14 protein-coding genes are annotated in these 17,766 nt (G+C 67.0%); 6 read left to right on the top strand and 8 right to left on the bottom strand.

Annotated elements, in window-relative coordinates; translation table 11 throughout:
* Nucleotides 1-17: 17 nt before the first annotated feature.
* From mce to ACP7CK_RS01850, 6 genes are all read right to left on the bottom strand, one after another.
* Complete coding sequence (gene mce, locus ACP7CK_RS01875; RefSeq protein WP_426024956.1) at nt 18-440, bottom strand: methylmalonyl-CoA epimerase; 423 nt, start codon at nt 438-440, stop codon at nt 18-20.
* A complete protein-coding gene (gene scpA, locus ACP7CK_RS01870; protein WP_426024955.1) occupies nt 437-2,593 on the bottom strand; it encodes a methylmalonyl-CoA mutase in 2,157 nt (718 codons plus the stop codon). The genes mce and scpA overlap by 4 nt, the downstream gene beginning before the upstream one ends.
* A complete protein-coding gene (locus tag ACP7CK_RS01865) occupies nt 2,590-3,969 on the bottom strand; it encodes a methylmalonyl-CoA mutase family protein (protein ID WP_426024954.1) in 1,380 nt (459 codons plus the stop codon). Before ACP7CK_RS01865 ends, scpA begins: the two co-directional genes overlap by 4 nt.
* Before the next feature lie 169 nt (nt 3,970-4,138).
* The gene (locus ACP7CK_RS01860; protein WP_426024953.1) at nt 4,139-6,118 is read right to left on the bottom strand and encodes an acetyl-CoA carboxylase biotin carboxylase subunit; all 1,980 of its coding nucleotides are present in this window, start codon (nt 6,116-6,118) and stop codon (nt 4,139-4,141) included.
* A gap of 52 nt (nt 6,119-6,170) precedes the next feature.
* Nucleotides 6,171-7,169 (bottom strand): RES family NAD+ phosphorylase, encoded by a 999-nt coding sequence (locus ACP7CK_RS01855; RefSeq protein WP_426024952.1) that lies wholly within the window; start codon nt 7,167-7,169, stop codon nt 6,171-6,173.
* A gap of 62 nt (nt 7,170-7,231) precedes the next feature.
* Nucleotides 7,232-8,767, bottom strand: coding sequence for an acyl-CoA carboxylase subunit beta (locus tag ACP7CK_RS01850; RefSeq protein WP_008259414.1), 1,536 nt, complete (start codon nt 8,765-8,767; stop codon nt 7,232-7,234).
* Here ACP7CK_RS01850 and ACP7CK_RS01845 point away from each other — a divergent pair.
* The 6 genes from ACP7CK_RS01845 to ACP7CK_RS01820 all read left to right on the top strand — a co-directional run bounded on the left by ACP7CK_RS01845 (nt 8,766) and on the right by ACP7CK_RS01820 (nt 14,614).
* On the top strand, nt 8,766-8,906 hold the full coding sequence (locus ACP7CK_RS01845; protein ID WP_426024951.1) for a hypothetical protein: 141 nt from the start codon (nt 8,766-8,768) through the stop codon (nt 8,904-8,906). The two genes, ACP7CK_RS01850 and ACP7CK_RS01845, sit on opposite strands and share 2 nt — an antisense overlap.
* The gene (locus ACP7CK_RS01840) at nt 8,899-10,335 is read left to right on the top strand and encodes a helix-turn-helix domain-containing protein (protein WP_426024950.1); all 1,437 of its coding nucleotides are present in this window, start codon (nt 8,899-8,901) and stop codon (nt 10,333-10,335) included. The genes ACP7CK_RS01845 and ACP7CK_RS01840 overlap by 8 nt, the downstream gene beginning before the upstream one ends.
* Before the next feature lie 7 nt (nt 10,336-10,342).
* A complete protein-coding gene (locus tag ACP7CK_RS01835) occupies nt 10,343-11,380 on the top strand; it encodes an oxidoreductase (RefSeq protein WP_426024949.1) in 1,038 nt (345 codons plus the stop codon).
* Nucleotides 11,381-11,707: 327 nt separating this feature from the next.
* Nucleotides 11,708-12,082 (top strand): BlaI/MecI/CopY family transcriptional regulator, encoded by a 375-nt coding sequence (locus tag ACP7CK_RS01830; protein ID WP_426024948.1) that lies wholly within the window; start codon nt 11,708-11,710, stop codon nt 12,080-12,082.
* The gene (locus ACP7CK_RS01825; protein ID WP_426024947.1) at nt 12,079-13,689 is read left to right on the top strand and encodes a M56 family metallopeptidase; all 1,611 of its coding nucleotides are present in this window, start codon (nt 12,079-12,081) and stop codon (nt 13,687-13,689) included. Before ACP7CK_RS01830 ends, ACP7CK_RS01825 begins: the two co-directional genes overlap by 4 nt.
* A gap of 94 nt (nt 13,690-13,783) precedes the next feature.
* On the top strand, nt 13,784-14,614 hold the full coding sequence (locus ACP7CK_RS01820) for a hypothetical protein (RefSeq protein WP_008260646.1): 831 nt from the start codon (nt 13,784-13,786) through the stop codon (nt 14,612-14,614).
* A gap of 63 nt (nt 14,615-14,677) precedes the next feature.
* Here the strand turns inward: ACP7CK_RS01820 and ACP7CK_RS01815 are convergent, their stop codons facing one another.
* Both ACP7CK_RS01815 and ACP7CK_RS01810 read right to left on the bottom strand, forming a co-directional pair.
* Nucleotides 14,678-14,794: a phospholipase domain-containing protein gene (locus tag ACP7CK_RS01815; protein WP_426024946.1), complete on the bottom strand. Its 117-nt coding sequence runs from the start codon at nt 14,792-14,794 to the stop codon at nt 14,678-14,680.
* A 32-nt stretch (nt 14,795-14,826) separates the two neighbouring features.
* Nucleotides 14,827-17,691, bottom strand: coding sequence for a TonB-dependent receptor (locus ACP7CK_RS01810; protein WP_426024945.1), 2,865 nt, complete (start codon nt 17,689-17,691; stop codon nt 14,827-14,829).
* Nucleotides 17,692-17,766 lie beyond the last annotated feature (75 nt).

The following is a 17,766-nucleotide window of genomic DNA, read 5'->3' as shown; positions in this document are numbered from 1 at the left end:
GCGAAAGGCTCCAGCGATCAGTGCGCGCCTTTCGGCGTCTCCATCAGCTCCATCAGCACCCCGCCCATGTCGCGCGGATGCAGGAAGACGACCGGCGTCCCGTGGGCCCCGATCCGCGGCTCGCCCGTGCCCAGGATGGTCACCCCCTTGGCCCGCATCTCGGCGACGGCGGCGTGGATGTCGGCGACCTCGAAACAGACGTGATGCTGGCCGCCCTTGGGGTTCTTGGCCAGGAAGCCGACGATGGGGCTGGTGTCGTCATAGGGTTCGATCAGCTCGATCTGGGCCGTCGGGGTATCGACGAAACAGACCTTCACCCCCTGCGCCGGCAGGTCGAAGGGCTCGCCGATCTTGGTCGCGCCCAGAATGTCGCGATACAGTTTGATCGAGTCCGCGATGGACGGGGTCGCGACCCCGACATGGTTCAGGGCGCCGATCATGCGGTCTCCTTTGGAGCAGGCTGGGCGTAACCCAGCCGCTGGTTCAGCTTCTCGATCAGGTCCACCGCCGTGTCGGCGATGGCCGAACCGGGCAGATAGACGGCGGCCGCGCCCATATCGAGCAGGGGCTGGACGTCGGACGGCGGGATCACCCCCCCGACCACGATCATGATGTCCGGCCGCCCCAGCCGCGCCAGCTCGGCCTTCAGTTCCGGCACCAGGGTCAGGTGGCCAGCCGCCAGGGACGAGGCCCCCACCGCATGAACCCCCTTGTCCACCGCATCGCGCGCCGCCTCGGCCGGGGTCTGGAACAGGGCGCCGGCGGTGACGTCGAAGCCCAGGTCGCCGTATCCGGTGGCGACCACCTTCTGGCCCCGGTCGTGCCCGTCCTGCCCAAGCTTGGCGATCAGGATGCGCGGCGGCCCGCCGTCGTTCTCGACGAAGGTCGCCACCATCTCGCGGGCGCGGGCGAAACGGGCGTCAGACCCAGCCTCCTTCGCATAGACGCCGGACACAGTCTGCACCGTCGCCACATGGCGGCCGAAGGCGGCCTCCAGCGCGTCGGAGATCTCCCCCACCGTCGCCTTGGCCCGCGCCGCCTGCACCGCCAGCTCCAGCAGGTTAGCGCTGCCCCGCGCGCCCTCAGTCAGGGCCTCCAGCGCCGCATCGGTCGCCGCCTGGTCCCGTTCGGCCCTCAGCCGTTTCAGCTTGTCGATCTGGGCCGCCAGCACCGCCGCGTTGTCGACCTTCAGCATCGGAATATCGTCGACGACGGGGTTCAGATATTTGTTCACCCCCACCACCGTCTGCTGGCCGGTGTCGATCCGGGCCTGGGTCTTGGCGGCGGATTCCTCGATCCGCAGCTTGGGAATCCCGGCCTCGATGGCCTTGGCCATGCCGCCCAGGGCCTCGACCTCGGCCATATGGGCCCGCGCCCGTTCAGCCAGTTCGTGGGTCAGCCGCTCGACATAGAAGCTGCCGCCCCATGGGTCGATGACCCGCGTCAGCCCCGTTTCCGACTGCAGCAGGATCTGCGTATTGCGCGCGATCCGGGCCGAGAAGTCGGTCGGCAGGGCCAGGGCCTCGTCCAGCGCATTGGTGTGCAGGCTCTGCGTCTGCCCGCCCGCCGCCGCCATGGCCTCGACCATGGTGCGCGGCACATTGTTGAACACGTCCTGCGCCGCCAGGCTCCATCCCGACGTCTGGCAGTGGGCGCGTAAGGACAGCGATTTCGGATCGACCCCGCCCTCTTTCCGCACCGCCTCGGCCCACAGCAGGCGGCCCGCGCGCATCTTGGCCACCTCCATGAAATAGTTCATGCCGATGGCCCAGAAGAAGCTCAGGCGCGGCGCGAACCGGTCGATCGGCATGCCCGCCGCCACGCCCGCCCGCAGATATTCGATCCCGTCCGCCAACGTATAGGCCAGCTCGATATCCGCCGAGGCCCCCGCCTCCTGCATGTGATAGCCGCTGATGGAGATCGAATTGAACTTCGGCGTCTCCTGCGCCGTCCAGGCGAAGATGTCGGCGATGATCCGCATCGAGGGCTCGGGCGGATAGATGTAGGTGTTGCGGACCATGAACTCCTTCAGAATATCGTTCTGAATGGTCCCGGTCAGGGCCGCATGCGGCACGCCCTGTTCTTCCGCCGCGACGACATAGAGGGCCAGGATCGGCAGCACCGCCCCGTTCATCGTCATCGACACCGACATCTGGTCCAGCGGGATCCCGTCGAACAGGGTCCGCATGTCATAGATGCTGTCGATGGCCACGCCCGCCATGCCGACGTCGCCCTTCACCCGCGGGTGGTCGCTGTCATAGCCCCGGTGCGTCGCCAGATCGAAGGCGATGCTCAGCCCCTTCTGACCCGCCGCCAGATTGCGACGATAGAAGGCGTTCGACTCCTCGGCGGTCGAGAATCCGGCGTACTGGCGGATGGTCCAGGGATTGCCCGCATACATGGTCGGATAGGGCCCGCGCACGAACGGCGCGAAGCCCGGCAAACCGTCCTGGTGCGCCAGCCCCTCCAGCGCCTCGGCGCCGTATGCGGTCTCGACCGTCAGCCCCTCGGGCGTGACCCACGGCTCGCGCGCCGGCCCCTGCCCGGTCGCGTCGAGGTTCAGGGCGATCTTGCTGAAATCGGGGAAGCTCATCCGATCACCTCTTCGAAGGCCGCGGCGAAGCGGATCGGGCTCAGAGGTTCGCACACCCGCTCGACCGGCGCCGGCGCCACGTCAGCCGCCTCGACGGGAGCCGGCCGCACCTCCGCGTCCACATATTTCGTCACCCCGATGATCTGGGCCGCGCCGTTCGTCAGAGCCGCCTCGCGCAGGGCGCGGGCGCGGGCGATGCGGGGCTGGATCACCGAGCCCTTCAGGGCCTCGACCAGACCGCCCTCGGCCTCGATCATCTGGAACTCGGCCCAGCCGGCCTCGGCCAGATCCCGTGTCCGGGCGTCCAGATACCAGCTGCCCGCCGCCGGATCGTCGACCCGGCCCAGATTGGCCTCTTCCATCAGCACCAGCTGGGTGTTCCTCGCCTGCCGCCGAGCAAAGGCGTCGGACCGCCCCGAGGCGCGGGTGAAACCGTCCAGCACCACCACGTCCGCGCCGCCCACGGCGCCCGCAAACCCCGCCGCCGTCAGCCGCAGCAGATTGGGCCAGGGATCGCGCGCCGCCAGCATCCGCCGCGACGACCGCGCCTCGATCACGGCCGGCGCTTCAACGCCAAACCCTCGCGTCAACGCCGCCCAGATCAGCCGCATGGCCCGCACCTTGGCCAGGCTGTCGAAATATTCCGCATCGACCGACAGGCCGACGACCGTGCCGCGCAAAGCCGCCTCGACCGACATCCCGGCGTCCACAGCCGCCTTCGCATGGGCCACGACGCTTGAGGCCGCAAAGGCCAGCTCCTGCGCCACCGATCCGCCCGCCTCGTGCGCCACGCGCCCGCTGGCCATGAAGAAGGTCGCGTCGGGATAGGCCCCCGCATGGCGCGCCGCCGTATTGGCCGCCAGGCTCAAATGCGCTTCCACCGAACGCGGCGCCCCGCCCGCCTCGGCGAAGGCCGAGACCGGGTCCATGTGGAACCTCAGCTGGGCGCGCGGCGAGCCCTTGGCCACGACCGCCAGGGCGTTGGCCGCATCCGGCCCGTCGATCCCTGCCTCCAGCGCGACCGGCGCCAGCTCCAGAGCCACGCCTTCCAGCGCTCGACCCAGCGGCGCTGAATCCGCCAGCACCCGCCCCTTCAGCACCACCGAGGCGGCGCCGTTCTCCAGATCAGTCAGCACGGCCTCATTGACCGCCTCGGGATCATCCCCCTCGACCTGGGTCCGCAGATCCCAGGCCCGGCCTTCGGAATCGGACGGACGCGGGGCGAAGATCGGCTGCACGCCCGTCGCTCCGGCGTACAGCGGCCGCGTCACCAGTTGGTCGGCGTCGAGGTGCATCAGCGACTCGATTGGCCGATCCTTCAGCGCCTTCTGGGCGGACTCGCGCCATTCGAGGGGCGTGGGGGTGGGGAAGCTCATGCGACGCCTCCCGCCCCCACTCCCGTCATCCTCGGGCTTGACCCGAGGACCGGGCGTAGGGCGAGACCTGCGTTCGACGGCTTCGCCTGTGCGGCGGACCCTCCGGTCCTCGGGTCAAGCCCGAGGATGACGGAGCGGGGGGCGAAAACGTGAGGGGGCGAAGAAAACATCACCCGAACTCCACCAGCACGTCATCCGCCGCCACCGGATCCCCGTCCTTCGCCCCCACCGCCTTCACCACCCCGTCGCGCTCCGCCTTCAGGATGTTCTGCATCTTCATCGCCTCGATGATCGCCACCGTCTCCCCGGTCTTGACCGCCTGCCCCACCAACACCGGGATCGACACCACCAGCCCCGGCATCGGCGACAGCACCATCTTCGAGGTGTCCGCCACCGCCTTCTCCGGCAGGCGCGCATACAGTTCGGCGACATGCGGCCGCAGCACCCGCACCCGCGCCCGCGCCGCCCGGTGGCGGATGTCGAAGCCGTCGGCGACGCGCTTGACCTCGGCGGTGAAGGGCTCGCCGTCCAGCTCGGCCTTGAACTGGGCCAGGCCCGGCCGCCAGTCGATGTCCGACAGACGGATGTCGCCGCCGCCCGTCAGGGTCAGGATCATCTCCTCGTCCTCGTCATAGGACAGGCCGACGCCGTGCGGCGTCTTGTCGATCATCACGATCCAGTCGGTGCGGTCCGACGGGTCGCCGTCCTGTTCGGCGATGACCTCGTGCATGGCCAGGGCCGAGGCGATCAGGATCCGCTCCTGCGCCTGCGTTGGGCGCAGGCCGTGGAAGCCGTCCGGGAACTCGTCCTTGATATAGCTGGTCGACAGATGGCCCGACTTGAACCGGTCCTGGTCCATCACCGCCGCCAGGAAGGGCACATTATGCCCCAGCCCCGACAGATGGATGTCCTCCAGCGCCCGGGCCATGCCCGTCACCGCGTCCTCGCGCGTCTCGCCCCAGGCGCACAGTTTGGCGATCATGGGGTCGTAGAACATGCTGATCTCGTCGCCCTCGCGGACGCCGGAATCGTTCCTGACCGTATAGTCGCCCTGATCGCCCTCTTCCGGCTGCTCATAACGGACCAGCCGCCCGATGGACGGCAGGAAGCCGCGATAGGGATCCTCGGCGTAGATCCGGCTCTCGATGGCCCAGCCGTCGATCTTCAGGTCCTTCTGTTCGAAGGCCAGTTTTTCACCCCAGGCCGAACGGATCATCTGTTCGACCAGATCGACCCCGGTGATCAGCTCCGTCACCGGATGTTCGACCTGAAGACGGGTGTTCATCTCCAGGAAATAAAACGACTTGTCCTGCCCCGCCACGAACTCGACCGTACCGGCCGAGTCATAGTTCACGGCCTGGGCCAGAGCCACGGCCTGCGCCCCCATGGCCGCGCGGGTGGCCTCGTCAAGCAAGGGGCTGGGCGCCTCCTCGATGACCTTCTGATTGCGGCGCTGGATCGAACATTCGCGCTCGAACAGGTGGACCACATGGCCGTGCTTGTCGCCCAGCACCTGGATCTCGATGTGGCGCGGATCGATGATGAACTTCTCAAGAAAGACCCGGTCGTCGCCAAAGGCGTTCAGCGCCTCGGCCTTCACCGCCGCAAACCCCTCGGCCATGTCGGCGTCCGAATGGGCCACGCGGATGCCCTTGCCGCCGCCGCCGGCGCTGGCCTTGATCATGATCGGATAGCCGATCTGGTTGGCGATCTTGACCGCCTCTTCCGGCGTCTCGATCAGCCCCATATGCCCCGGCACGGTCGAGACCCCCGCCTCGGCCGCCAGCTTCTTGGAGCTGATCTTGTCGCCCATGGCCTCGATGGCCTCGGGGTTCGGCCCGATAAAGGCGATCCCCTCGTCCCTCAGCCGCCGCGCGAACCCGGCGTTCTCGCTCAGGAAGCCAAAGCCCGGATGCACGGCCTGCGCCCCCGTCTGGCGCACCGCCTCGACGATCTTGTCCGCCAGCAAATAGGACTGCGCCGCCGGCGCCGGCCCGATCAGCACCGCCTCGTCGGCCATCTCGACCGCCAGCGACCCGGCGTCGGCCTCCGAATAGACCTGCACGGTCTTGATGCCCATGCGGCGGCAGGTCTTGATGATCCGAACCGCGATCTCGCCCCGGTTGGCGATGAGGATTTTAGAGAACATGGACGTTCCTACGCACTGCTTTGGGGCAGCCAGAGTTGATCAGTGAAACCATTTAATCGACCGCCGATGGGCCGAAGCGCCCGCCATATTGGACGGCGCTCAGCACAAACCGATTCATGCTCCTCACAGACACGCGGCCGTCAGAAACCGGACGTCCAAAGATCGCGAGATTTGAGACAATCTTCGACTTCTCGTAGTCGCGTAGGCTACTTAGCCTACGGTTTGAAAGCCCATAAGAAGTTTCAAAAGGCAGTCCTCCCGTTCGCAGGAGGCTGAAATACGAAGGATAGCGGATACCCTCAAAGCCGGCATTCTTAGCGGCTTTAGATATCGCCTGAGCTATTGGGTAGGCGTGGCTTCGTGCGAGAAAGACCATGTGAACTGCCAGGTCGAGGCTCTCGAACTCAGTTTCTTCTTCGTCAAGAATCTCGGTGAGGTCCAAGATTTTCATTTCTTTGGCGACATCCATTGTAGCCACGTAGATGTCGTCTTCCGCCGAAACACGGCATTCATGCAGACATACTTGTAAGTCTGAAGAGGCGTAAAACGTTGACTGCGACTTCGCATTGAGTCGCCCGGCTTTTGCGAATTTGGCAGGTGGCGAGTCGTATTCATTTGGCGCGCCAGGAGACGAAGGATTCAGGCGAACCCTGTAAAGCTTCTCTCCGACACCCAGCGATTCTTCGGGAAATTCTGACAGGATGCGATCGATAATAGGTCGTCGCTTAAGACGGCTTTGCAGGTCTTTTAGAGGCTCAATCTCACCGATCATCCACAGCCGCGGTCCGTAGTGGAAGAACCCCAAACCTGTAGCTCGCTCGATCAGGCGAGCGTCATTTTGCAGTGGCTCAGCTAAAACCACGCTGGTCGTTTGGCTGGTGTTCGCTTGAATCCTAGGCGCACCACCGAAGTCTGTACGAAGCACGCTTCCCTGCACGAAGAAACTTCCCGCAACCTGATGGAGGGCACCCTCGTTCAATTTGGCACCACCCGTAACGCCACAAGCTGGACACCTGCGTTTGTTCGGTACGCCGACGATCTCGGCGGTCAAGCGCAGCCCCTCATCGTGAAAACACGACGAGCAAAGCAAGGTCCTTGTGGAGCGTTCAGCAGTCACAGCGGAATATTATCGTGCTTCTTCCAGGGGTTCTCCTGGACCTTGTTCTTCAGCGTCCGCAGCGCCTTCACCAGCCGCCGCCGCGTCCCGTGCGGCATGATGACGTCGTCGATATAGCCCAGCCCCGCCGCCACGAACGGATTGGCGAACCGGTCCTTGTACTCCGCCTCGCGCGCGGCCAGGGCGGCCGGATCGCCGGCCTCCTTGCGGAAGATGATCTCGACCGCCCCCTTGGCGCCCATGACGGCGATCTCGGCGGTGGGCCAGGCGTAGTTGACGTCGCCGCGCAGGTGTTTCGAACTCATCACGTCATAGGCGCCGCCATAGGCCTTGCGCGTGATCAGGGTCAGTTTCGGCACGGTCGCCTCGGCATAGGCGAACAGCAGCTTGGCCCCGTGTTTGATCAGGGCGCCGTACTCCTGCTTGGTCCCCGGCATGAAGCCCGGCACGTCCACCAGGGTCACCAGGGCAATGTCGAAGGCGTCGCAGAAGCGCACGAACCGCGCGGCCTTGCGGCTTGAATCGATGTCCAGCACCCCCGCCAGCACCTGGGGCTGGTTGGCGACGATCCCGACCGTCTGGCCGTCAAGCCGCCCGAAGCCGCAGATGATGTTCTTGGCGAAGTCGGCCCCGATCTCGAAGAAGTCGGCCTCGTCGACCACCTTCAGGATCAGCTCCTTCATGTCATAGGGCTGGTTCGGATTGGCCGGGATCAGGGTGTCCAGGCTCGGCTCGTCCCGCTCCGGCTCGTCATAGCTCTCGCGCACCGGCGGCTTTTCGCGGTTCGACAGGGGCAGGAAGCCGATCAGGCGGCGCACCTCCGACAGGGCCTCCAGATCATTCTCGAACGCCCCGTCCGCCACGCCCGACTTGCCCGCATGGACCCGCGCCCCGCCGAGGTCCTCGTGGCTGACCACCTCGTTGGTGACGGTCTTCACCACGTCGGGGCCGGTCACGTACATGTAGGACGTGTCCTTCACCATGAAGATGAAGTCGGTGATGGCCGGCGAATAGACGTCGCCCCCCGCGCACGGCCCCATGATCACGCTGATCTGGGGAATGACGCCGCTGGCCAGGGTGTTTTGCAGGAAGATGTCGGCGTAGCCCGCCAGGCTCTCGACCCCCTCCTGGATCCGCGCCCCGCCCGCGTCGAATAGGCCGATGATCGGCGCGCCGGTGGTCAGGGCCATCTTCTGCAGCTTGACGATCTTGGCCGCATGGGCGCCCGACAGGCTCCCGCCGAACACCGTGAAATCCTTGGAGAAGACATAGACCAGCCGCCCGCCGATGGTGCCGCGCCCCGTCACCACCCCGTCGCCGGGGATGCGCTGCGTCTCCATGCCGAAGTCGTGGCTGCGGTGCTCCACGAACATGTCGGTCTCCTCGAAGGAGCCCTCGTCCAGCAGAACGTCGATGCGTTCGCGCGCCGTCAGCTTGCCCTTGGCGTGCTGGGCGGCGATACGCTTTTCCCCGCCGCCCAGTTTGGCGGCGGCGCGACGGCGCTCCAGTTCTTCAAGGATGGCTTGAGTCATGATCGGTTTCGGCCTTGTGTTCGAACGGCAAGGAGTGGCGGCTTCATCGCAAAATGGCAAACGCAACTTTGCAAAAGGTGCGGAACTGCGCGGACTTGCAAAGGTGGCGACGATGAACTGCAAACTTGCGAATGGCTGAGAAGCTTTTCCTGGGCGCCAAGCTGCGCAAGCTGCGCGAGGCGCGCGGCTGGACGCTGGAGGCCTGCGCCGAACGTCTGGGCCTGTCGCCCTCCTATCTGTCGCAGATCGAGACCAATCAGCGCCCGGCCACCGCCCGCGTCCTGATCGCCCTGACCCGCGCCTTCCATATCGACGCCAGCCTGTTCGATCTGGAGGGCGACGCCCGCCTGATCGCCGACCTGCGCGAGGCCACCACCGACATCGCCGGCCCGGTCAGCGGCGGGGCCGAGCCCCCGACGGCGGCCGAGCTGAAACAGGCCGTCGCCAACACCCCGCGCCTGGCCCATCAGTTCCTGGCCCTGCACCAGGCCTTCCGCCAGCTGGACGAGCGGGTGAAGGCGCTGGACGACACCCTGGGCCGCGACGAACTGGGCGCCCGCGTCGCCCTGCTGCCCTATGAGGAGGTGCGCGACTTCTTCCACTACCGCGACAACTACGTCGACAGCCTGGATACGGCGGCCGAGGCCCTGGCCGCGGCGGTCCCCCAGGACGGCCCGATCGAACGGGCGCTGGAGACCCTGCTGGCCGACCGGCACGGGGTCCGCACCGTCTATGTCGCGGGTCAGGAGGCCCTGCGCCGCTATGATCCGGCCAACCGGGTGCTGACCCTGGACGCCTGGCGGCCCGGCGCGACCCGGTCGTTCCAACTGGCCCACCAGTTGGCCCTGCTGTCCTTCCGCGACCGGATCGAGACCGAACTGGACCAGGCCGCCTTCCGCACCCAGGCCGCGCGCGACGTGGCCCGCGTCGGCCTGGCCAACTACGCCGCCGGCGCGCTTCTGCTGCCCTACCGCGCCTTCCTGGAGGCGGCGCGGGCCGAGAAGCACGACATCGACCGGCTTCGCACCCGGTTCCAGGTCAGTTTCGAACAGGTCTGCCACCGGCTCTCGACCCTGCAACGGCCCGGCTGGCGCGGCGTGCCCTTCTATTTCGCCCGGGTCGACATGGCCGGCAACATCACCAAACGCCACAGCGCCACCCGCTTCCAGTTCGCCCGCTTCGGCGGCGCCTGCCCCCTGTGGAATGTCCACGAGGCCTTCGCTACGCCGGATCGGATCGGGGTCCAGCTGGCCGAGATGCCCGACGGCTCGCGCTACATCTCCATTGCACGCTCCGTGTCCAAGCCCAGCGGCTCCTACCTGGCCAACGACCGCCGCTACGCCCTGTCCCTGGGCTGCGAGGTCGAACACGCCAGGTCTCTGGTCTATGCCGCCGGTCTGGACCTGAACGGCCCCGCCGCCCGGATCGGCGTCAGCTGCCGCATCTGCGAACGCACCGACTGCACCCAGCGCGCCTTTCCCCCCCTGGACCGCGCCCTTCACGTCCCCGAGAACGAGCGCGGCGTGGTGCCCTATGTGCTGGATGGCCCCCGCCCGGACCGCTATTGATCGGGGCATGACCTCACACGCACCCATCGGCGTCGCCGTCGTCGGCTACGGCCTGGCGGGCCAGACCTTCCACGCCCCCCTGATCGAAGCGACCCCCGGCCTGACCCTGACCGCCGTCGTCTCGTCGCGGCCCGAGGCGGTGCACGCCGACCTCCCAGACGTCGAGGTCCTGCCCAACCTGGACGCCGCCCTGGCCCGTGACGACATCGGCCTGATCGTCGTCGCCACGCCGGACGCCCTGCATGCCGAACAGTCGATCGCCGCGCTGAAGGCCCGCAAGTCCGTGGTGGTGGACAAGCCCTTCGCCGCCACACTTGAGCAGGCCGAAGCCGTCGCCGCCGTCGCCGCCGAAGCGCCCGGCGTCTTCAGCGTCTTCCAGAATCGCCGCTGGGACGCCGACTTCCTGACCCTGCGCCGCCTGATCGCCGAAGGTGCACTGGGCGATGTCGCCGTGTTCGAAAGCCATTTCGACCGCTTCCGCCCCGCCGTCACCGACCGCTGGAAGGACCAGCGCGACGGCGGCGTCTGGGCCGACCTGGGCCCGCACCTGATCGACCAGGCGGTGCAGCTGTTCGGTCCGCCCCTCGCCGTCTACGCCGACCTCCAGGCCCAGCGTCAGGGCGCCACCGCCATCGACTACGCCCACGTCCTGCTGCGCTACGACCGGCTGCGCGTCATCCTGAACATGAGCCACCTCGCCGCCGAGGCTTCGCTCCGCTACGTCGTCCACGGCACAGGCGGCAGCTTCATCAAACACGGCCTCGACGCCCAGGAGAACCAGTCCAAGGCGGGCCTTCGCCCCGGCGACCCCGACTGGGGCCTGGACCCCTTGCCCGGCGTCCTGACGAAACAGATCGGCGGCCAAACCCTCCGCACGACCCCGACGCCCGAACGGGGCGACTACCCGGCCTTCTACGCCGCAGTCCGCGACGCCGTTCGTGGCGAAGCGCCCCCGCCCGTCCCCGCCGACCAGGCCCTGACCGTCATGCGCATCCTCGACGCGGGTCTCCGCAGCGCCGCCGAGGGCCGCGAGGTTTCGCTCTAGCTTTCACCACCCGTCACCCTTCGCCAGCGAAGGAATTGCACACGGCACATACGCACCCCACCTTCCGTCACCCTCGGACTTGTTCCGAGGGCCCACGCCGGACGCGATCCGGAACGGCGGGACAGTGCGACAACCCTAAGCGTCGTTGCGGCGGATAGGTGGGCCCTCGGAACAAGTCCGAGGGTGACGGGGGTGGGGTGAGCCCCCCCTAAATGACGGGTAGAATTCCCACCCTACCGCGAGTTCATCCCGCCGCCTCATTCCCGCCCCAATCCGCTACGCATGTAGCGCTACAGGTGTAGCGTCAACAGCCACGGGAACAGCCTCATGATCGAATCCCTGCCCCGCCGCGAACGCGAGGTCTTCGAGACCCTGTGTCGGCTCGAGAGAGGCTCAGCCGCCGCCGTCCGCAACGCCCTGTCCGACCCGATCAGCGACTCCGCCGTCCGCACCCTGCTGTCGCGGCTGGAGGCCAAGGGTCTGATCGAACGCGCCCCTGGCCCCGACGGCTATGTCTACAGCCCGGTCCAGCGCACCGAGGCGGTCGCCGCCGGCGCCCTGCAACGGATGATCGACACCTTCTTCGCCGGCTCGGCCGCCAGCGCCGCCACCGCCCTGCTGGGCCTGGGTCAGAAGCTGACGCCGCAGGAAGCCGCCGCCCTCGAACGCATGATCGACGAAGCCGTGGAGCGCGAGTCGTGACCTGGGCCCTTCTGCTGTCCCTGCTGGCCAAGTCCAGCCTGATCGCCGGCGCCGGCCTGGCCTGTTCGCGGCTTCTGGCCCAGCGGCCGGTCGACCGGGTCGACATCCTGCGCGGCGTGACCTGTCTTCTGCTGGCCCTGCCGGTGATCATGGCGGTCCTGCCGTCGCTGGAACTGGCGCTGCTGCCCGCCGCAGAACCCCTCGTGACGCCCCAGAACCTACCCATGTGGCAGGGCGAGGTCGGCCCCGTCGCCGGGGTCGAGATCTCCGGCGCCCTGCCCTGGCCCACCCCCGCCCTGATCGTCGGTCTGATCTGGCTGATCGGCGTCGCGGCGGTCGCCGGACGGCTCCTCTTGGGCCTGCACACCCTGGAGCGCTGGACCCACGAAGGCCGCGCCGTCAAATGCCCCGCCTGGCGGACCGCGCTGGACACCCAGACCACCGGCCGACCGCCGCGCCTGATCGCCAACGACCGCCTGTCGGGTCCGCTCAGCTGGGGCGCCGCGCCCGGCGTCATCCTGGTCGATCCGACCAGCCTGGCCGAACGCGAGGCCGCCCCCGCCATCCTCGCTCACGAACTGGCCCATCTGCGGCGCAAGGACTGGGTCTTCCTGGTTCTGTCGCGGCTCAGCCTGGCCCTGTTCTGGTTCAATCCCCTGGTCTGGGCCCTGCACCTCGACCTGGTCGCCCGCACCGAAGAGGCCGCCGACGCCGACGCCCTGACCACCGTGGACCGTCAGGTCTACGCCCGCGCCCTGGTCCGCCTGGCCGCGCATCCCGTCCCCCGCTCCATCCCCTGCGCCGCCAGCCCCATGGCCGCCGACGCCCGCACCCTGAAGACAAGGATCGCCTGCATCATGTCGAACACGCCGTCCCGCCGTCGCCCGCTGACCGTCGCCCTGACCATCGCCGCCCTCGCCGCCGTCGCCACGCCGCTGGCCGCCCTGGAGCTGAGCCGCCAGGACTACGCCAGTCCGCCCGAAGCGCCCGTGCCCCCGGCCCCGCCTGCGCCGCCCGCCCCGCCGTCGATGGTCGTCCCGCCGGCGCCCCCCGCTCCCCCGGCGCCGTCAGTCTTCCGTTCAAGCTACACCTACAGCTACGGCGGCGTCCCCTCTCCGGAAGCGGAACGCGCCGCAGCCGACGCCCGCGCCGAGGCCGAAGAAGCCCGCGCCCACGCCGCAGAGGCCCGTCGCAACGCCGCCGAAAGCCGCCGCCAAGCCGAAGAAAGCCGCGCCCAGGCCGAAATCGCCCGCCTCGACGGCGACCAGGCCCGCGCCGCCGCCGCCCAGGCTCGCGTCGAAGACGAAAAGGCGCGGCGCATGGGCGAACAGGCCCGCCTCCAGGCCGCCGGCGCCCGCGTGGACGCCCGCCGCCAGATGGCCCAGGGCGCCGAACAGATGCGCAAGAGCGCCCAGGACCTGCGGTCGGAGGCCGTCCGCCTTCGCGACCCCGCCTATCGCGCCCGCCAGATCGCCGAGAACCGCACACGCGGCAACCGCGTCACCGACGCCGAACTCCTGGCCGTCGCCGCCAGCCTACCCGCCAAGGCGGACGAGATGGACCGTGACGCGGCCCGCTTGGCGCGCGACGCGCGCCGTCAGGATTGATCCGGACACGACCCTATCGCGAACCTTCACGACCTAAGATTGACTTCGCCGCCCAGATGCGACACTTTAAGGTTGCACACAGGGAGCAAACACTATGTCAGTCATCGTTACGCTTCACATCTTCTCTGGTCGTCCGGACCCGGTTTGGGAATTGGCGGAAGACCAGGTGCTTCAACTCACGGAACGGCTCCGATCCACGCAGGAGCGGTCACTTCTTCGCCCCCCCGGCATCGCCGGCGCCTTGGGCTATCGGGGCTTCAGCATCCTCAGCACGGGCGAGAAGGCGCTGGATTCGCACATCTTCGTCCACCAGGGCCTGGCCGAGATCGGCGGCCTCAATATCTCGCTCAACCTCGGATCGCCCGAAACCGAACTGTTCCTGCTCGAAACCGGCCGGGCGGCGCTTCCGGACGATCTCTACGACTATGTCTCGGAGGAAATCGGCGGCGAGGGTTTTAAGGCGGAGGCCGCGCCCACGGTGTTCGCCGCGCCGCCCTATGATCCCGGGAAGTGGAACAACAACCCCTACATCATGGCGAACAACAACTGCTACAACTACGCCAACGACAAGATCACCAACAGTTTCGCACAGCCCGGGCGCGGGTCCGGTCAGATGTACACGACGTTCAGCTGCGACAACGTCGGCGCCGCCTCGCAGCGCGACGGCCAGATCCTGATCCCCAATCCCAACGTCACCCCGGCGGCGGGGCAGATCATCTGCCTGGTCATCTGGCCCGGAAATGACTTCCACTGGTACCGAAGGGACAGCAACGGCCTGTGGTCTCACAAACCCGGCAGCACGCCGGCCAAGAACACGGACAACTCTGGAAACCTGATCCAGAGCCCGGCCACCTGCAATCGCGGCCCCTATGTGAACCTCTGCAGCTATTTCAACAGCATTCCCGCCCAAACCCAGATCTGGTGAAGAGGGCGTGGCGCCTGGACGGCTCGGGCCTTCGTCCCGTGCCGTCCAGGCCTCAGCCTTGGGTCAGCCGACGAAATGACCGACCCGTCCTGACGGTCCCAGAACCCAGAGGTCGTATCGTCCTCCATCGGACGCCAGCGCCCATACGCCCGTCGGGCTCTCGCCCGCCCCCGATCGCAAGATCGGGGGCGGGGCGGCGCTTCGTCTTCAGATCAGTAGGAGTAGGCCAGGCGGACCAGGAAGTTCCGACCGGGCTCCATATAGTCCTTCTGGTACGAGGGGCTCTCGCCCTTGGTGGTGTAGTAGCGATGGCCGTCCAGGATGTTCTGGACATCGAAGTCCATCGTCAGACCGGGGCGGAAGTTGTAGCGCGAGTGGAAGTCCAGGCTCTTGTTCGGCTGGACCCATTTATCCACGGCGTTGTCGCGCAGGTCTTCGATATAGGCGCCCTGGTACTGGTATGACAGGCGGGCTTCGAAGCCGTATTTCTGATAGGTCAGAGAGGCGTTGTAGATCAGATCCGGCGCCTGGATGAAGGAGATCGACCGACCCTTGCGATAGTCCAGGCCGGTCTCCGCCTCGCTGACCTGACGGGTCAGGTTGGCCTCGACGCCGAAGCCGTCGAAGGGCGCGCCCATGCCCTCGAACGACTTGATCAGGTTCAGTTCGACGCCGGTGATCTTGGCCGTCTCGCCGTTCTTGGGTTGGCTGATGGTGATCGTGCCTTCCTGGGTGTCGGCGTCGACCGCGCTGCCGTTGGTGAAGATGAAGTGGTCGATCTTCTTGTGGAAGACGCCGATGGAGACCAGGCTGGACCGGTCCGGGTAATATTCAGCCGAAACGTCCAGGTTCAGGGCCTCGGCCGGTTTCAGATCGGGATTGCCGCGGCTGATCGAGACGATGTCGCCCAGGGTCTGGCCCGGACGCGGCGGCGCCCGGCCGACGCTGACACCCCGCGAGATGTTGCTGAACTCAGGCCGGGAGAAGCTGGTCCAGATCGCGCCGCGATAGACGAAGTTGTCCGACGGACGATAGACCGCCGTCACGCTGGGCAGGACATTGGTGTACTGGCTGTCGGTGTCGCCGAAGCCGGTCTGGGCGCCGTCTTCGATCCAGTTGGTGTTGCTGACCTCGGTGTGTTCGATCCGCACCCCGGCGACCACGTCCAGATCGTTGAACTGGAAGCTGGCCAGGCCGTAGCCGGCGTAGATGGTCTCTTCGCCGCTCTTATCGCTGGAGCTCAGATCAGCGTAGGAATAGGTGACCGGATTGGCCTTCTGGGCGGCCTCGATGGCGGCCGTCACCCGATCGCGGTTCAGGATGGCGCCATAGTAGTAGCGGCCGTTCAGAACGGAGCCGACCTCGCGGTCGATCAGGCCCGACTGACCCAGGCTCTTGCCCTCCAGCGGCGTGTTGTCGAACGAACCGCCCCAGATCGGGGTGGCGTCGTATTCGCGCTCGGACCGCAGGACCTTCACGCCCGCCTTCAGATGACGGACCACGCCTTCCATCTCATAGACAGCGTCGAACTTGAACGCCGTGCGCGCGTCGGTCTGCTTGTCGCGGCTGCGCCCGCCCCCGTCATAGGGCAGCAGATTGGGATCGTTCTGCGCGTTCTGGGCGAAGGCCGGCAGCTGCGGCATGGGGAAGCGGGGGTCGTAGGACGACCACAGCAGACCCGTCTGATTGAACGGCGCCGAACAGGCGTCGCAGTTGTAGCCGATCGAGAAGCTGTCCGGTCCGCCCTTCTCACCCGCGCTGTAGCTGAGGTCGTAATCAAGGGTCAGGCGGTTCAGACGGCTCTGGCCGCCCAGGTTGATCGTGCCCAGGGTTGAGACCTGGTCCAGGGTCTGGAAGGTGCGGGCGAACTGGAAGGTCTCGGGGCTCCACACGCCCGAGCGTCCGAACAGCGACCAGTAGGACGAACTGCTCTTGCGGTCAGCGTCGGTGATCACGCCGTCGGCGTCGAAGTCCTTCATCTGGGCGACGGTGTAGCTGTAGATACGGCCCTTGGCGCCGAAACCGACGACGGCGTTGTCGGGCTGGATCAGGCTTGAGTTTTCAACATCGACTTGCTGCAGGCGCTTGGTCTTGCGACTGCGGAAATCAGTGTAGTCGTTGGTGCCCGTCCGTTCCAGACGGCTGTACTGGCCGCGCAGATAGAAGTCGTTCGCCTGACCTTGATAATCCAGCGAGAAGTTTCCGCCGAAACGCTCCTGTTCGATACGGCGGTAGTCGAGGTCGATCCCCGGCAGATACATCGAGCGTTCGTCGATCGCCTCTTCGCTGTCCTTGCGCCAGCGATAGGGCTCCCACTCGCCGTCGTTTTCGGTTTCTTCGTTCAGGCTGTTGCTCTTGCCGTAGTTGAACGAGACGAAGGCGCCGAAACGGCTGTCGGACGACAGGCGGCTGGCGAAGTCCATTTGGACCTGGCCCGAACCGTCTTCTTCGCCCTGTTCCTGGGCGCGGTCATTGACGCCGTAGCTGAGGAAGGCGCGCGCAACCGGCTTGGTGAAGTCGAAGGCCGTCGGGGTCTGGAAGTTGACCGAGCCGCCGATGGCGTCCCCGTCCATGTCCGGCGTCAGGGTCTTGGAGACGGTGATGCTCTTCAGACCGTTGGGCGGCAGGACCGTCATCGACATCTTGCGGCTGTCGGGGTCGGTCAGGGCGACGCGGACGCCGTTGATCGAATAGGCGTTGAAGGTGCCGGCCAGCCCCCGGACCGAGACATATTCGCCCTCGCCCGTTTCCTGGTTCACCACCACATTGATGCCGGGCGCGCGCGCCAGGGCGTCGGCGACGTTGGCGTCGGGCAGTTTGCCCAGGTCGTCGGACGAGATCACGCTCGAGACCACGCCCGACCGGCGTTGGGCCTCGATGGCGTTGGCGGTGCTGAGGCGCTGCCCCGTGACGACGACCTCGTCCACCTCGGCCGCTGCCGGGGCCTGAACTGTCTGAGCGTGGGCGGACGAGGCCGCCAGAACGGCGGAACCCGCCAGAAGGACCGTGCGCAGATCGGCGCCGGCGAAGATTTGACGATGAACGGCCCGCGCACGGGCGATGACATGACGCGACATGACTGTCTCCATTGATCCTGATGTGATTTCGGTTCGACCGATCAGGGTCGGCGCAAGGCAGCCGTCAGCGATCAG

Origin of the sequence: Brevundimonas sp. TSRC1-1 (assembly GCF_049898245.1) — a bacterium.
Lineage (GTDB): Bacteria > Pseudomonadota > Alphaproteobacteria > Caulobacterales > Caulobacteraceae > Brevundimonas > Brevundimonas mediterranea_A.
Note: the sequence above shows the minus strand (reverse complement) of the source record. Positions and strands in the feature narration are given on the sequence as shown.

Excerpts from the sequence above, each read along its gene's own strand:
- ACP7CK_RS01830 (WP_426024948.1), top strand. The coding sequence starts at position 11,708 with ATGATCGAATCCCTGCCCCGCCGCGAACGCGAGGTCTTCGAGACCCTG.
- ACP7CK_RS01865 (WP_426024954.1), bottom strand. The coding sequence starts at position 3,969 with ATGAGCTTCCCCACCCCCACGCCCCTCGAATGGCGCGAGTCCGCCCAG.
- ACP7CK_RS01810 (WP_426024945.1), bottom strand. The coding sequence starts at position 17,691 with ATGTCGCGTCATGTCATCGCCCGTGCGCGGGCCGTTCATCGTCAAATC.
- ACP7CK_RS01850 (WP_008259414.1), bottom strand. The coding sequence starts at position 8,767 with ATGACTCAAGCCATCCTTGAAGAACTGGAGCGCCGTCGCGCCGCCGCC.
- ACP7CK_RS01820 (WP_008260646.1), top strand. The coding sequence starts at position 13,784 with ATGTCAGTCATCGTTACGCTTCACATCTTCTCTGGTCGTCCGGACCCG.
- ACP7CK_RS01835 (WP_426024949.1), top strand. The coding sequence starts at position 10,343 with ATGACCTCACACGCACCCATCGGCGTCGCCGTCGTCGGCTACGGCCTG.
- ACP7CK_RS01860 (WP_426024953.1), bottom strand. The coding sequence starts at position 6,118 with ATGTTCTCTAAAATCCTCATCGCCAACCGGGGCGAGATCGCGGTTCGG.
- ACP7CK_RS01845 (WP_426024951.1), top strand. The coding sequence starts at position 8,766 with ATGATCGGTTTCGGCCTTGTGTTCGAACGGCAAGGAGTGGCGGCTTCA.
- scpA (WP_426024955.1), bottom strand. The coding sequence starts at position 2,593 with ATGAGCTTCCCCGATTTCAGCAAGATCGCCCTGAACCTCGACGCGACC.
- ACP7CK_RS01840 (WP_426024950.1), top strand. The coding sequence starts at position 8,899 with ATGGCTGAGAAGCTTTTCCTGGGCGCCAAGCTGCGCAAGCTGCGCGAG.
- mce (WP_426024956.1), bottom strand. The coding sequence starts at position 440 with ATGATCGGCGCCCTGAACCATGTCGGGGTCGCGACCCCGTCCATCGCG.